The organism is Pontivivens insulae, assembly GCF_900302495.1.
Classification (GTDB): domain Bacteria; phylum Pseudomonadota; class Alphaproteobacteria; order Rhodobacterales; family Rhodobacteraceae; genus Pontivivens; species Pontivivens insulae.
The window spans coordinates 787,858-801,569 of record NZ_OMKW01000002.1 but is presented as its reverse complement, the minus strand read 5'-3'; the positions used below and the strand labels follow the sequence as shown (position 1 = coordinate 801,569).

At 59.7% G+C, this 13,712-nt stretch carries 13 protein-coding genes; 9 read left to right on the top strand and 4 right to left on the bottom strand.

Annotated elements, in window-relative coordinates; genetic code table 11:
• The first annotated feature begins 61 nt into the window (after window positions 1–61).
• Both POI8812_RS09380 and lpdA read left to right on the top strand, forming a co-directional pair.
• Window positions 62–640: a DUF924 family protein gene (locus POI8812_RS09380; RefSeq protein ID WP_245895337.1), complete on the top strand. Its 579-nt coding sequence runs from the start codon at window positions 62–64 to the stop codon at window positions 638–640.
• A gap of 146 nt (window positions 641–786) precedes the next feature.
• Entirely contained in the window at window positions 787–2,181 is a 1,395-nt protein-coding gene (gene lpdA, locus POI8812_RS09375) for a dihydrolipoyl dehydrogenase (protein WP_108782279.1), read from the top strand.
• Window positions 2,182–2,191: 10 nt separating this feature from the next.
• Here lpdA and POI8812_RS09370 read toward each other — a convergent pair whose 3' ends face one another.
• Window positions 2,192–2,944 (bottom strand): methyl-accepting chemotaxis protein, encoded by a 753-nt coding sequence (locus tag POI8812_RS09370; RefSeq protein WP_108782278.1) that lies wholly within the window; start codon window positions 2,942–2,944, stop codon window positions 2,192–2,194.
• 153 nt (window positions 2,945–3,097) lie between these two features.
• Here POI8812_RS09370 and POI8812_RS09365 point away from each other — a divergent pair, with 153 nt between their 5' ends.
• From POI8812_RS09365 to POI8812_RS09335, 7 genes are all read left to right on the top strand, one after another.
• Complete coding sequence (locus tag POI8812_RS09365; RefSeq protein ID WP_108782277.1) at window positions 3,098–5,086, top strand: heme lyase CcmF/NrfE family subunit; 1,989 nt, start codon at window positions 3,098–3,100, stop codon at window positions 5,084–5,086.
• The gene (locus POI8812_RS09360) at window positions 5,083–5,535 is read left to right on the top strand and encodes a cytochrome c-type biogenesis protein (protein WP_108782276.1); all 453 of its coding nucleotides are present in this window, start codon (window positions 5,083–5,085) and stop codon (window positions 5,533–5,535) included. The genes POI8812_RS09365 and POI8812_RS09360 overlap by 4 nt, the downstream gene beginning before the upstream one ends.
• Before the next feature lie 74 nt (window positions 5,536–5,609).
• Window positions 5,610–6,386: an enoyl-CoA hydratase-related protein gene (locus tag POI8812_RS09355; RefSeq protein ID WP_108782275.1), complete on the top strand. Its 777-nt coding sequence runs from the start codon at window positions 5,610–5,612 to the stop codon at window positions 6,384–6,386.
• A gap of 38 nt (window positions 6,387–6,424) precedes the next feature.
• Entirely contained in the window at window positions 6,425–9,142 is a 2,718-nt protein-coding gene (locus POI8812_RS09350; RefSeq protein ID WP_108782274.1) for a bifunctional [glutamine synthetase] adenylyltransferase/[glutamine synthetase]-adenylyl-L-tyrosine phosphorylase, read from the top strand.
• Window positions 9,139–10,050 (top strand): histone deacetylase family protein, encoded by a 912-nt coding sequence (locus tag POI8812_RS09345; RefSeq protein WP_211310425.1) that lies wholly within the window; start codon window positions 9,139–9,141, stop codon window positions 10,048–10,050. The genes POI8812_RS09350 and POI8812_RS09345 overlap by 4 nt, the downstream gene beginning before the upstream one ends.
• Before the next feature lie 65 nt (window positions 10,051–10,115).
• The gene (locus POI8812_RS09340; RefSeq protein WP_108782273.1) at window positions 10,116–10,850 is read left to right on the top strand and encodes an HpcH/HpaI aldolase family protein; all 735 of its coding nucleotides are present in this window, start codon (window positions 10,116–10,118) and stop codon (window positions 10,848–10,850) included.
• Window positions 10,843–11,121: a hypothetical protein gene (locus POI8812_RS09335; RefSeq protein ID WP_108782272.1), complete on the top strand. Its 279-nt coding sequence runs from the start codon at window positions 10,843–10,845 to the stop codon at window positions 11,119–11,121. The genes POI8812_RS09340 and POI8812_RS09335 overlap by 8 nt, the downstream gene beginning before the upstream one ends.
• On the opposite strand, the gene modC is transcribed toward POI8812_RS09335, so the two are convergent.
• The 3 genes from modC to modA are packed head-to-tail and all read right to left on the bottom strand — an operon-like array spanning window position 11,118 to window position 13,596.
• Entirely contained in the window at window positions 11,118–12,191 is a 1,074-nt protein-coding gene (gene modC, locus POI8812_RS09330; protein WP_108782271.1) for a molybdenum ABC transporter ATP-binding protein, read from the bottom strand. The two genes, POI8812_RS09335 and modC, sit on opposite strands and share 4 nt — an antisense overlap.
• On the bottom strand, window positions 12,191–12,886 hold the full coding sequence (modB, locus tag POI8812_RS09325; protein WP_108782270.1) for a molybdate ABC transporter permease subunit: 696 nt from the start codon (window positions 12,884–12,886) through the stop codon (window positions 12,191–12,193). Before modB ends, modC begins: the two co-directional genes overlap by 1 nt.
• On the bottom strand, window positions 12,883–13,596 hold the full coding sequence (gene modA / locus POI8812_RS09320; RefSeq protein WP_245895335.1) for a molybdate ABC transporter substrate-binding protein: 714 nt from the start codon (window positions 13,594–13,596) through the stop codon (window positions 12,883–12,885). Before modA ends, modB begins: the two co-directional genes overlap by 4 nt.
• Window positions 13,597–13,712 lie beyond the last annotated feature (116 nt).

The following is a 13,712-nucleotide window of genomic DNA, read 5'->3' as shown; positions in this document are numbered from 1 at the left end:
GCCCTTTGTCACAGAGCGCTCAACTTAAACATCGCAACGTGCAGAGCATTGGACTGGCCCCATGATCGCAACTTACAACGACGTCCTCAATTTCTGGTTGGAAGAGATCGGCCCAGACGGTTGGTACAAGCAGGACGATACCCTTGATCAGACGATCCGGGATCGCTTCATGAGCACGTGGGAGGCGGCGCGGGATCGCAAGCTGTGTGATTGGTGTCAGTCTGCACGCGGCGCATTGGCGCTCTTGATCGTGCTCGATCAATTTCCGCGCAATATGTTCCGCGATGACCCCCGCGCCTTTGCGACGGACAGCTTTGCGCTGACCGTGGCGCGGCGTTCCGTCACGCGCGGGTTCGATCAAGAGATTGATGGTCCGGCGCGGCAGTTCTTTTACATGCCAATGATGCATTCCGAGAGCCTGAGCATGCAGGAGGGTTCCGTGCGTCAATTCATGATGAAAATGCCAGGTGATCCGGAAAACAACCTGTTACACGCTCGTGTCCATCGGGAGATCATCCGGTTGTTCGGACGTTTTCCCTATCGCAATGGCCCGTTGGGCCGGAAATCATCCCCTGCCGAACAGGCGTTTCTGGACGGGGCCGGATATGCAGGTCTTCTCAATCAGATGAAAGCAGCCTGAACCGCGCTACGTTAGCATTGCGCTGAGCGCGTATCGGGAATGACCCTGCGTCAAGTGCGCAGGGTTTCTTTTTGCCTGCAAAAATGGTTTAACGTCGAACAAGTTTGGTCGCTGCCTGCGACCCAGCAGCACAAAGGGAGTGTTTCATGGCCGCATCTTCATATGATCTTATCGTCATCGGTGCAGGGCCCGGGGGCTATGTCGCCGCTATTCGCGCCGCCCAACTCGGCCTGAAAACTGCAATTGTCGAGCGGGAGCATATGGGGGGCATCTGCCTGAATTGGGGCTGCATCCCGACAAAGGCGATGTTGCGATCCTCTGAAGTCTTCCATCTGATGCACCGCGCCAAGGAATTCGGCCTCAAGGCGGATGGCATCGATTATGATCTGGATGCGGTTGTCCAACGCTCGCGCGGTGTTGCAAAGCAGCTTTCGGGTGGCGTGTCACATCTAATGAAGAAGAACAAGGTCACGGTTGTGATGGGAGAGGCAACGATCCCGGCACCGGGCAAGGTCTCGGTCAAAACAGATAAGGGGACAGAGGAGCTTGCTGCAAAAGACATTATTCTGGCAACCGGTGCTCGTGCGCGTGAGCTTCCTGGCCTTGAGGCGGATGGCGATCTGGTCTGGACATACAAGCACGCCCTGACGCCGCCGCGCATGCCCAAGAAGCTGCTCGTTATCGGGTCGGGCGCAATCGGGATCGAATTTGCGAGCTTTTACAACACACTTGGATGCGACACCACGGTCGTCGAGGTCATGGACCGTGTCCTGCCTGTGGAAGATGCAGAGATTTCTGCCTTCGCGAAGAAGCAGTTCACAAAACAGGGCATGAAGATCATGGAAAAGTCCATGGTCAAGCAGCTTGATCGCGGCAAGGGCAAGGTCACCGCACATATTGAGACCGGCGGTAAGACAGAGAAGATGGAATTCGACACCGTCATCTCCGCCGTTGGTATTGTCGGCAATGTCGAGGGCCTGAACCTGGAAAAGCTCGGTGTGAAGGTCGACCGCACCCATGTTGTGACTGACGAATATTGCGGCACTGGTGTTAAAGGCCTGTGGGCGATTGGCGATATCGCCGGCGCGCCGTGGTTGGCGCACAAGGCGTCCCACGAAGGCGTCATGGTCGCAGAAAAGATCGCCGGTAAGAACGTGCACCCCGTCAAGCCTGAAAGCATTGCAGGCTGCACTTATTGTCACCCGCAGGTCGCATCTGTCGGATACACTGAGGCGAAGGCAAAGGAGCTTGGCTACGACATCAAGGTCGGCCGCTTCCCGTTCATCGGCAACGGCAAGGCCATCGCGCTTGGAGAGCCTGAGGGCATGGTGAAGACGGTCTTTGACGCCAAGACGGGTGAGCTTCTGGGAGCCCACATGGTTGGCGCGGAAGTGACCGAGCTTATTCAGGGCTATGTCGTCGGTCGCCAGCTGGAGACGACTGAAGAAGACCTGATGCACACCGTCTTCCCGCATCCGACCCTGTCCGAGATGATGCATGAAAGTGTTCTGGACGCCTACGGACGGGCAATCCACTTCTGAGTTGGCCCGATCAATGATCCGGGTGGGCGACGGCGTCCGCCCGGGAAAGACGTTTGGCAAGGTCTGAAGCGTCGTCTGCGCCCTTGGCCCGGTCCACCCTTTGGTCGCCGATCATCTGCCTGATTTCGGCCACGGCGACACCTGCATCCTCGGTCAACCGTTTCATTTCTTCGGCTACAATGGCAAAGCCGCGTCCGGCGCTGCCTGCGCGCGCCGCCTCGATCGAGGCGTTGATCGAGAGAATGTCGATGGATTGCAATGTGTCGAGCAAGTGCTTCACGCCACGGGTCATCGTACGATTGCGATCTTCCAATTCCTTGGCAACGTCTTCGAGTGCCGCTTTGGCAAGCTGTCTTTCGTTAATGTCGATGATGACACCTTCAAGATAGGCAATCTTCCTATCCGCAGAGAAGACGGCCCCCCCAAATCCGCGAACCCATGTGAGAGAGCCGTTTCGATGCTGGACACGATATTCGACGTCCCACGACCTTTGCTGTTCGATGCATGCCGTAATCTCGTCCATGACCCGTGGCAGATCGTCAGGATGCAGAACGTTGGCAAACGTCATCATGCCGCCCTCGGAAAAGTCCGACGCGTTGTACCCCGTCAATGTTTCCAACTGACCGACCATCCACTCAACAGCATAGGGTGGATCGGCACGTGAACGATAGATGACACCGGGCAGGTGACTTACTGCGACCGATTGCGCCTGCGCATAGGCTTCCGGCCCTGTTGGCGATGTCACGGCGGATGGATCGCTCACGTCACTCTCCTCATGGTCTTCTTTTGTGGGTAGAGCGGGAAGGTTTCCAATTGATGAACCGGGCGGCGCGATCTGCCGCAGGACTGCTCACGCGGATGCGCGTTGCGGCGGGGGCAGCATCCACTATGATGCCTGCGGATTTCGGAGGCTGATATGACAGCAGAACTTGGACATCTGACCCTTGTGCTCGCCTTAGGCGTTGCATTTGTTCAGGCAATCATTCCCCTCATTGGGGCGCAGCGTCGGTGGGCGGACTGGATGGCAGTCGCTGGGCCAGCCGCGGTGGCACAGTTCATCCTGATTTCCTTCAGCTTTGCCATGCTGACGATTGCCTTTGTGACATCGGATTTCTCGGTTGAACTGGTGGCGAACAACAGCCACTCCGCCAAGCCAATGCTGTACAAGGTGACAGGTGTTTGGGGAAATCACGAAGGGTCTCTGTTGCTCTGGGTCGCGATCCTGGCGCTGTTTGGTGCCTTGATCTCGGTTTGCGGGGGCAACCTACCGCCTGCGCTGAAGGCGCGGACGCTCGCCGTGCAGGCGATGGTCGGTGTCGCGTTCCTGCTATTCCTTTTGCTGACATCCAATCCTTTCACGCGGCTGCCCCTGCCACCGGCAGACGGCAACGACCTGAACCCGCTCTTGCAGGATCCGGGCCTCGCGTTCCACCCGCCATTCCTCTACCTGGGCTATGTCGGACTCTCGATCACGTTCTCCTTCGCGATTGCGGCCTTGATCGAGGGCCGGGTCGATGCGGCCTGGGCCCGTTGGGTGCGTCCGTGGGCACTACTGGCCTGGGTGATGCTGACGATCGGCATCGCTTTGGGATCCTGGTGGGCCTATTACGAGCTGGGCTGGGGCGGCTGGTGGTTTTGGGATCCGGTGGAGAATGCAAGCTTTATGCCTTGGTTGCTTGCCGCGGCTCTGCTGCATTCTGCCATCGTCGTGGAAAAACGTGACACGTTGAAGAGTTGGACAATCCTCCTCGCTATCCTTGCGTTTTCCTTCAGCCTGATCGGCACTTTCATCGTGCGGTCCGGCGTTTTGACCAGTGTGCATGCTTTCGCGACAGATCCGACACGGGGCATGTTCATCCTACTGATCCTGGTGATCGCCATCGGTGGCTCACTGACGCTCTATGCCATGCGTGCTGACCGTATGAAGTCATCAACTGCCTTCGCGCTGGCAAGTCGGGAAAGCGGGCTGGTGTTGAACAATGTGCTGCTCGCGGCCTCTTGCGGTGTCGTTTTCGTCGGCACGATGTGGCCGCTATTTGCAGAGGCGCTGACCGGCGACAAGATCAGCGTCGGTCCGCCGTTCTTCAATGTGACGTTCACGCCCTTCATGGTGGCACTCGCCATGATTTTGCCCATCGGCTCCATGATCCCTTGGAAACGTGGCAAGCTGGACAGAACGATGAGGCCACTCTGGGGCGCGATGGCGCTTTCGGTGGCTCTTGGAGCATATGTCTGGGCAATTCAGACCGGGGGACGCATGCTGGCCCCGATCGGCGCTGTGCTTGCGGCATGGATTCTTCTGGGAGTTGTTGCCGATCTTTGGCAGCGGGCGGGCGGTGCAGGCACCAATCTTTCCGTCAAGCTGCGCCGCCTGCGTGGCCTGCCGCGTGCTGATTGGGGGAAAGCGATCTCGCATTCCGGCCTTGGCGTGATGATCTGGGGTGTTGTCGCCCTGACAGGCTGGCAGAGTGAGGACATCCGCGCCATCGCCGTGGGGGAGAGCTTTGAGCTGTCCGGTTATACCTTCCGACTGGACAGTGTTGAGCGGATAGAGGGCCCGAACTACATCTCGGATTACGGCACAATAACTGTGTTTCAGCAGGGTGCAGAGCTGACGACGCTCCATCCTGAAAAACGGTTTTATCCCGTTCAGGGAATGCCAACGACCGAGGCTGGTATCAGCAGCGGCGCGTTCCGGGATCTCTACGTCTCACTTGGCGATATTCAGGATGATGGCCGCTGGGCGATGTGGACCTGGGTGAAACCCTTTGCCAACTGGATTTGGGCCGGAGCGATCATCATGTCGCTCGGCGGGTTCATGAGCCTGAGCGACCGGCGGTACCGTGTCGGCCTGGCGAGCGCGCGTAAACCGCGAACGCCCTCGGCAGGGGTTCCTGCAGAATGAAGCGGCTGATCCTCATCCTCTGCCTGATGGCATCACCTCTCTTTGCCGTGACGCCTGACGAGCAACTCGACGATCCGGTCTTGGAGGAGCGCGCCCGCGCGCTCAGCCAAGAGCTCCGCTGCCTTGTCTGCCGTAACGAGAATATCGACGCGTCCAACGCGGAGCTTGCCCAAGACCTTCGTGTTCTGGTGCGAGAACGTTTGGTGGAAGGGGATACGGACGAGCAGGTTCTGGCCTATGTTGTTGATCGCTATGGTGAATATGTTCTCCTGCGCCCAACCTTGAACGGGGCGAACCTGATCTTGTGGCTCACAGCGCCAGTCCTGTTGCTGCTGGGACTGGCAATCGCCGTGGTTAAGCTGCGTCAACGCCCCAAGGCTGTTGCACCTCTGCCGGACGACTTGAGTGAGGCGGAGCGCGCAAGGCTTGATCGCTTGATCAAAGAGTGACGCGACGATTTGCTGTTGCGCCCGGGCCTGTCGTGCCTAGTTAAGAGAACACAGGACACGCAAAGGACGCTGCCATGGAATACAGCACGATTCGCTACGTGGTGCGCCACGATGTTGCCCGCATCACGCTCAACCGCCCGGATGTCATGAACGGGCTCAATGCCCAGATGCGTGCTGAGATTGATCACGCGATGCGCCGTGCCCCACAAGATGCGCGTGTCGTAGTCCTGACGGGCGCGGGCCGTGGCTTTTGTTCCGGTCAGGATCTGGGCGACCGCGCAAATGCCGCGGATGCCAATCTCGAGCGGACCTTGCGCGATGAATACGAACCGATGCTCCGGTCGATCTATGATTGTCCGATCCCGACAATCAGTGCGGTAAATGGGCCAGCTGCGGGGGCAGGTGCGAATTTGGCGCTTGCCGCAGATATCGTAATCGCAACAGAGAGCGCATTTTTTCTACAGGCCTTTGCCCGGATCGGCCTCATCCCGGATGCGGGCGGAACCTATTGGCTTCCCCGCCAGATGGGATTTGCAAAGGCCATGGGTGCCGCGCTCTTTGCGGATAAGATCACGGCCAAGCAGGCGGACGATTGGGGTATGATCTGGGCCTGCGTGCCCGATGACCAGTTTGCTGAATATGTGGCAGATCGCGCGAACCAGCTGGCCAATGGTCCGACGCAGGCCTATGCGCGCATCAAGCAATCTCTGCGCCAGACCTATGACAACTCACTTGATGAGCAGTTGGAGCTTGAAGCAAAGTTACAGGGTGAGGCGGGCAGCACGCGGGACTTCATGGAAGGCGTGATGGCGTTTCTTGAAAAGCGCCCAGCAAAATATGAAGGTCGCTGAGGCTTGACCTTCGCCCGGTCAGGGCGTCCCTTTGGCGCATGACCCTGACCGACCGGATCACCCGTTTCCCGATAGCGTGCGACCCTGAAAAGGGCGAAAGGCTGGCCGAGCCCTTTACCGGGCCGTTGCGCGATCTCGTCCAAGGTGCTGCGGGCACGTCAAACTATATTGCCGCCTTGGTCGGTAGAGAGGCAGGTTGGCTGATTGACGTGTCCGGCCTTGAGCCGGATGATGCCTTTAAGCGTGCGATGGCTCTAGGGGCAGGGGACCCAGCAACGGCCCTGAGGCAGGCCAAGCGCAGGGTCGCGCTGCTCACAGCGCTGCTCGATCTGGGCGGGGTATGGTCCACGCTTGACGTGACGCGCGCATTGACGCGTTTTGCGGACATGGCGGTGTGGGAGGCCGCCCGGCCAGGAATTGAGCGCGAAATAGCCAAGGGCAATTTGCAAGGCGGCACCGATGGAACAGCAGGCTTTTGCGTTCTTGCCATGGGCAAGATGGGTGCGGGGGAGCTCAACTATTCCTCGGATATTGATCTGATTTGCCTGTTTGACGAAACGCGATACCAGCCCGATGACTTCGCAACGGCGCGTGCGGCTTTTTTGCGCGTCACCAAGGGCATGGTGCGAACCCTCGCGGATGTCACGCAGGACGGATATGTGTTCCGAACCGATCTGCGGTTGCGCCCCGATCCCTCCGTCACCCCGGTCTGTATCGCGATGGAAGCGGCAGAGCGCTATTACGAAAGTGCGGGCCGGACATGGGAGCGGGCGGCGTTCATCAAAGCGCGCCCCTGCGCCGGAGATCTTGAGGCGGGTGCCGCCTTCTTGAAGCGTCTGCAACCGTTCAAGTTTCGCAGACACCTCGACTTCGCGGCCATCCGGGATGCAGAGGACATGCTGGACAAGATCAGAACCCACAAAGGTCTGGCGGGTCGGTTCAGCGTGGCCGGTCACGACTTGAAACTGGGACAGGGTGGCATTCGCGAGATTGAGTTCTTCGCCCAATCACGCCAACTCATCCTCGGCGGTCGCAATCACGATCTTCGCGGCCGCGAGACGTTGGAGGTGCTGGGCGCGCTTGCGGCGACAGAGTGGATTGACGCAGAGCGTGCAGACCTTTTATCGCGCGCTTACATGCGCCTGCGCGATGTCGAGCATCGGGTGCAGATGCTGGACGACGCACAGACCCACACTTTGCCAAAGTCAGATACCCAGCGCACAAAGGTGGCCGCCCTCGATGGCTGTGATGATTTGGCGGCTTTTGACCGCGAGATTGCAGAGTTGGTGCAGACTGTGCACGCCGCGACCGCACCGAAGCAAGGGACCGAGCGCGTTGCTGAAAGTGTCGCACCGCCACCGATGGCCGAAGATCCTGATGTACGTCGCATCCTTGATGGTTGGCACAAATTGCCCGCGACCCGCAGCCCCCGTGCCGATGCGTTGTTGAGCCAGTTAGAGCCGGAAATCCTGCGGCGTCTGTCCGAGGCTGGTGATCCAATGGCAGCACTTGCGCAATTTGACGGCTTCCTGCGCGGCCTTCCTGCCGGAGTGCAGGTCTTTTCAATGCTTGCTTCGAACCCACCACTCATGGCGCTTCTGGTGGATATTTGCGCAATGGCTCCGGCCCTCGCGCAGTATCTTGGCCGCAATTCCGGCGTCTTCGATGCCGTGCTGGACCGTGGTTATTTCGGGCCTTTGCCTGAACGGGCTGCGCTTGAGACGCAACTGCGGGAAATCCTCGAACGTTCCGCCGATTATGAAAGCATTCTCGACGATACGCGGCGCTGGCAAAAAGAGCAGCATTTCCGCATAGGCGTCCATCTTTTGCGCGATCTCACGGACACAGCCGGGGCAGAGCGTGCCTATGCTGCTCTGGCAGAGGCAAGTGTCTCGGCGCTTTTGCCTGCCGTGATTGCTGAGCAGGCGAAACGGCACGGAGCGCCCCCGGGCAACGGTATGTGCATTGTCGGCATGGGGCGACTGGGTTCGCGGGAGATGACGGCAAGCTCGGACCTTGATCTGATCATGATCTATGATGCCGAGCCGGATGACCTGAGCGAGGGGCGCACGCCGCTGGCCGCAGGCGCGTATTACGCGAGGCTGACGAAACGATTGATCTCGGCCCTGACCGCACCGACGGCGACAGGCCGGCTCTATGAAGTGGATATGCGCCTTCGCCCGTCTGGGCGTCAGGGGCCGGTTGCGGTGTCACTCTCCAGCTTTCGCCGCTATCAGCGCGACGAGGCGTGGACCTGGGAACATCTGGCATTGACGCGTGCGCGCGCGGTTGCTGGACCTGCGGAATTGGTCGCAGCCGTTGATGTCGCCATTGCGGACGTCCTCGCGATGCCACGCGACGGTGCGAAAGTCGCGCGGGATGTCAGGGAAATGCGGGCACGGCTTTTGGCCGCGCGGGCTGATGCCGCTCAAGATCGTTGGGAGATTAAGCAAGGTCCGGGTCGGCTGCTAGACATTGATCTCTACTTACAGGCAAGAAAACTGGTCGGTCTGCCAGCCGATGAAGCGGTGGCAGAAATGCGTGCGCGTCTTGCTATCTTGCAGAGCATAGGGCGTGTGGCTTTTGCAGAAGGGTTCGACCCGTCGCGGGCCGGGGGCGCCCTGATCTCACTTGTTTTAGGCCTGACCGGCACGGATGACCTAGGCGCGCTCGAAGCGGTGTTGATGGACGGTGCAGCCCTTGCTGCGCAATCAATTGAGGGCGGATTAGATGCGATCGAGGCAGCCGGTCCGTGACCCTGCCCATCGTTTACCACCCTGACTACATGGCCCCTCTCAAACCCGGTCATCGGTTCCCGATGTCAAAATATGGCTACCTGAAAGCAGAATTGGTCGCGCAGGGGCTCATGCCCGCTCAGGGTGGCTTTCTTGCGCCTGCACCCACAAGCCTGAGGCAGGTGGCCGCCGCCCACGGATGGGACTATGCCGAACGCGCCTTTGCGCAGGCTTTGACGCCGGCGGAAGTTCGGGAAATCGGATTGCCGCAGACAGAGGCCGTTCTGCGCCGCGCGCGTTTGGCCTGTGCGGGCACCACCTTGGCCGCACGCCTCGCTATCGAGCATGGTATCGCGGTGAACCTCGCTGGAGGATCGCATCACGCCGGTCCGGGCAAAGGGGCAGGGTTTTGCATGTTCAACGATGTCGGCATCGCGGCAACTACGTTGTTGGAGGAGGGACATCTGCGCCACATCCTTGTCATCGACTGCGATGTGCATCAGGGCGACGGAACAGCGCGGATATTTGCGAATGATGAGCGTGTATTCACCTACTCGATCCACTCCGAGAAGAACTATCCAGCGCGCAAAGCGCACTCCGACCTAGACCGCGCTCTGGCTGACCATATGGAGGACGCAGCATATCTGGCGCACTTGCAGGCGGACTTGAATGAGCTGTTGGCAATGCGGCGGTGGGACCTGGTCTTCTACAATGCCGGTGTCGACCCCCACATTGACGATCGATTGGGACGGCTTGCGTTGAGCAGCGAAGGACTGCGCGCACGCGATGAGATGGTCACCGGGGCTGTGCGCGGGATCGATGTTCCACTGACTGGTGTGATTGGTGGAGGTTACGGGGATGATCCTGTCCGGATTGCGAAGCGTCACGCGCTGATGGTCGCGGCGGCTGCGGCCAAGGTCGTGGATTGACTTGCACTTTTCCAAGACGTGCAACAGGTTGCGGTGAACTGCTCTCAGCCGGAAGGATCTGACAGATGAGTGCAACATTTGGATGCTGGCTAGATCTGCCATCGGCCGCTGTCGCGGAGGTCTTGGCGCATGCGGGGTTCGATTGGCTGCTAATCGACATGGAACATGGTCCAATTGGCATTGAGACGGTCATGCATTGTCTGATGGCGCTCAAGGGCACGGATACACGCGGGATCGTGCGTGTTGCCGAGGGAACTGAGGCTGCCATCAAGCGGGCGCTGGACACTGGGGCTGACGGGGTGATGGTGCCCAATGTCCGAAGCGTGGATGAGGCGCGTGATCTTGCAAGGTTCTTTCACTACGCCCCTCATGGCACACGCGGTGAGGCGCGAAGCGTGATCCGCGCAGCAAAATGGGGGCGTGGCGGGGCTGAGTACGCGCGAAGTTGGCCTGTAAATCACAAGTTGATCCTGCAAATCGAAACGCCGGAAGGGCTGGCTGCCGCCGACGAAATTGCGCAAGTTCCCGGCGTTGACATGCTGTTTCTGGGCCCAGCGGACTTTGCGGCAAGCGCAGGCGTCGCGCCCGACGCGGTTGAGGTTCGTGAGGCCGCATCCGAACTTGGCCGGATCGCTGCGCGACATGGTTTGCGCGCAGGCTCGGTTCTTTTCCCCGGGACCGATGTGGCGGACCTTTTGGCAAGAGGGATGACCGATCTATCAATTGCCGGGGATGTCGGCCTGATCAATACGGCGGCCGATAAGGCTCTGGCCGCGGCGCGCGAGGTGCGCGATGTCTGAGCGCGCCAAATATCACCAACACGATCCGCGTGGCCTTATTCATGAGGCCTATCGCATGGATATCGGCGCAGCCGATGCGCGTTCGATTTTTTTCGATTGGGCGATGGGCGCTGCGGGTGACGACCTTGCTCAGAAAGTTGAGGATTTGATTGCTCACTACGTCGACGCGAACCCGGATCACCCGATGAGTGCGGTCTTGCTCGAAAGCCGGGGCACGCAGGATCAAAAGCGCCGCCGTGGCGGGCGGGCCGCACGCGTTTCCGCCCCTTAGCCGATATCCTCTGGTGCGATCGAGACTGACTTCACGATCGCAAAGCACGAGACGCCCTCGGCAATGTTGAGGGACGCGGCGGAGCGCTGCGTGATCCTGACCAAAAGCGGTCCTGCCGCCGTATCCAGGGTGACCATGGCACCCGGCCCCTGTCCCGCGCGAACATTGCGCACCTGGCCGGGCAGAATGTTAAGCGCAGACAGGCCTTCGGGCTGCTGTCGCGATAGAATGATATCCTGAGCACTGATACGAACGCGCAATTCCGTGCCCAAAGCCTGTTCGATCCGCGGCAAGTGCAGCGGGATGCCCCCCGCGACAAGCTCTGTCAGCCCATCTGCATGGTGCGCGACGACGCGTGCCCGAAGGACGGCCCCTGCGGCGCGGATGCCGGTGGGGGTCACACTCGCATCGGCTAGCACCTCTTCCGCTGGACCTTGCCGTACGACACTCCCGTCTTCGATTGCGATTACGCTTGTCGCAAGGCGGGCAACTTCACCCACGGCGTGGCTGACATATAGAACAGGAACAGCCAGCTCGTCGCGCAGGCGCTCGAAATAGGGCAGGATTTCCGCCTTTCGCGGCCCGTCAAGTGCGGCAAGTGGCTCGTCTGCCAGCAACAGATCGGGTGCAGCGAGCAGCGCTCGCCCAATTGCGACGCGTTGCTTTTCGCCGCCGGAAAGGTCACGCGGTCTCCGTTTAAGCATTGCGCCCAACCCGAGCATCTCGACAATGCGGGCTTCTGGCACGACAGCTGCTCCCCTCGCGTGGCGCGCTCCGTAGGCCAGATTTTGCGCCACGTCCATATGCGGAAACAGGCGGCCTTCCTGAAAGATATACCCAATCCTTCTGCGATGAATTGGAATGTTGATCGCCCGTGACGTGTCGATCAGAACGCGATCACCCAAAGTTATCCGAGCCCGATCGGGGTGAATAATGCCTGATATTGAATTGATAATGCTGGTTTTTCCGGATCCGGATCGACCAAATAGGACGCTGATCCCCGCAGGGGCTTCAAACGCTGCATCGAGTGAGAAATCGCCCAACTGATGGGTGATGGAGACTGTCAGCATCACGCTCCCCTTACCCGATCCGCAAGGCGGCGCGATACCCATTCCGACAGTAGCAATGCCGCCATCGCAATGATGATCGAGATGATGACCAGCCGGACGGCGGAACCTTCTCCACCTGGAACCTGAAGGAAAGTGTAGACGGCTGTGGGCAACGTCCGTGTCTCACCTGGGATGTTGGAGACAAAGGTGATGGTTGCGCCGAACTCCCCCATCGCCTTGGCGAAGGCGAGGATGCCCCCCGCGACAATGCCCGGAGCGATAAGCGGAAGTGTAATCGTAATGAAGACCCGAATAGGCGATGCGCCTAGGGTCGAGGCGGCTTCTTCCAGCTTTGGATCCACAGCATCAAGTGACAGCCTAATTGCGCGCACCATCAGCGGGAAAGCCATCACGGCTGCGGCTAGTGCTGCACCGGTCCAGCGGAAGGCGACCGGAAGTCCGATCCACTCCAAGAACTGCCCGGCAGGGGCTTGCGGCCCGAAGGTGATCAGCAACAGGTAACCGGTCACCACCGGTGGTAAAATGAGTGGCAGATGAACCAACCCGTTCAGCAGATTTCGTCCCGGAAAAGTCCAACGTGACAGCGCATAAGCGGCCAAGACACCCAATGGCAGGGCCAGCAAGGTTGCCCAGAACGACACCTTGAGCGAAAGGGCGACAGCCTGCCACTCCTGAGGTCCCAGCCATCCTGTCATCGTGGCGGCAGAAAGCCGTGGGCGGCAAAGATCGCTTGTGCGTCCGGTTCGCTGAGTGCTTCGAAAACAGCACGCGCCCCTGGGCTGTCAGTCAGGCGGGCCACAGGGTAGCGAATGGGTGGATGCGAACCCGTCGGTAGATGGGTCAACACCGAAACGCGCGGATCTGCTTGGACATCTGTGACATAGGTGATCGCGAAGGGCACCGCGCCCGTTGCAACAAGGCTGAGCGCGGAGCGCACGTTATCGGTCTCAACGACAAAGGGTGCGATGCTGTCCCACATACCCAAATCCAGCATGGCCGCTTTGGCATAAATCCCCGCCGGAACTGCATCGACAAGGGCCATGGCGATGCGTTCGCCCGCCAGGTGCTCACCCAGATCGTCGAGCGACACGACTGCACCGCGACCGACAACCACCAAAGCGTTCGAGGCAAGATTGACCTGCTCGGTAATGTTCACATTTTCATCGTCAATGAGGGCGGTCATCCAGCTTTCATTCGCGGAGATGAATATATCGGCAGGTGCGCCAGCAGCGATTTGGCGGGCGAGAGCTGAAGATCCCGCATAGACTGTTCGTGCGTCCAATTCGCTTTCGTTCAGAATTTCCCCCAGCACGTTCTGTAGGCTCGCCGCAGCGAAGATCGTAACGTCTTCGGCCTTCGCGGGGCAGGCTGCGAGGACCAGTATCAGGGCGAAGATCGGTCGCACGCGCAAGGCTCCACATGGGTTAGAACGGGCCGACTATCGCAAGTTGACGGGAAGGGGGGCAAGCGCAAACAGGCGGTCGGGGCCTGTCCTTTCCCTCAATTCGATGCTAGGCCGCA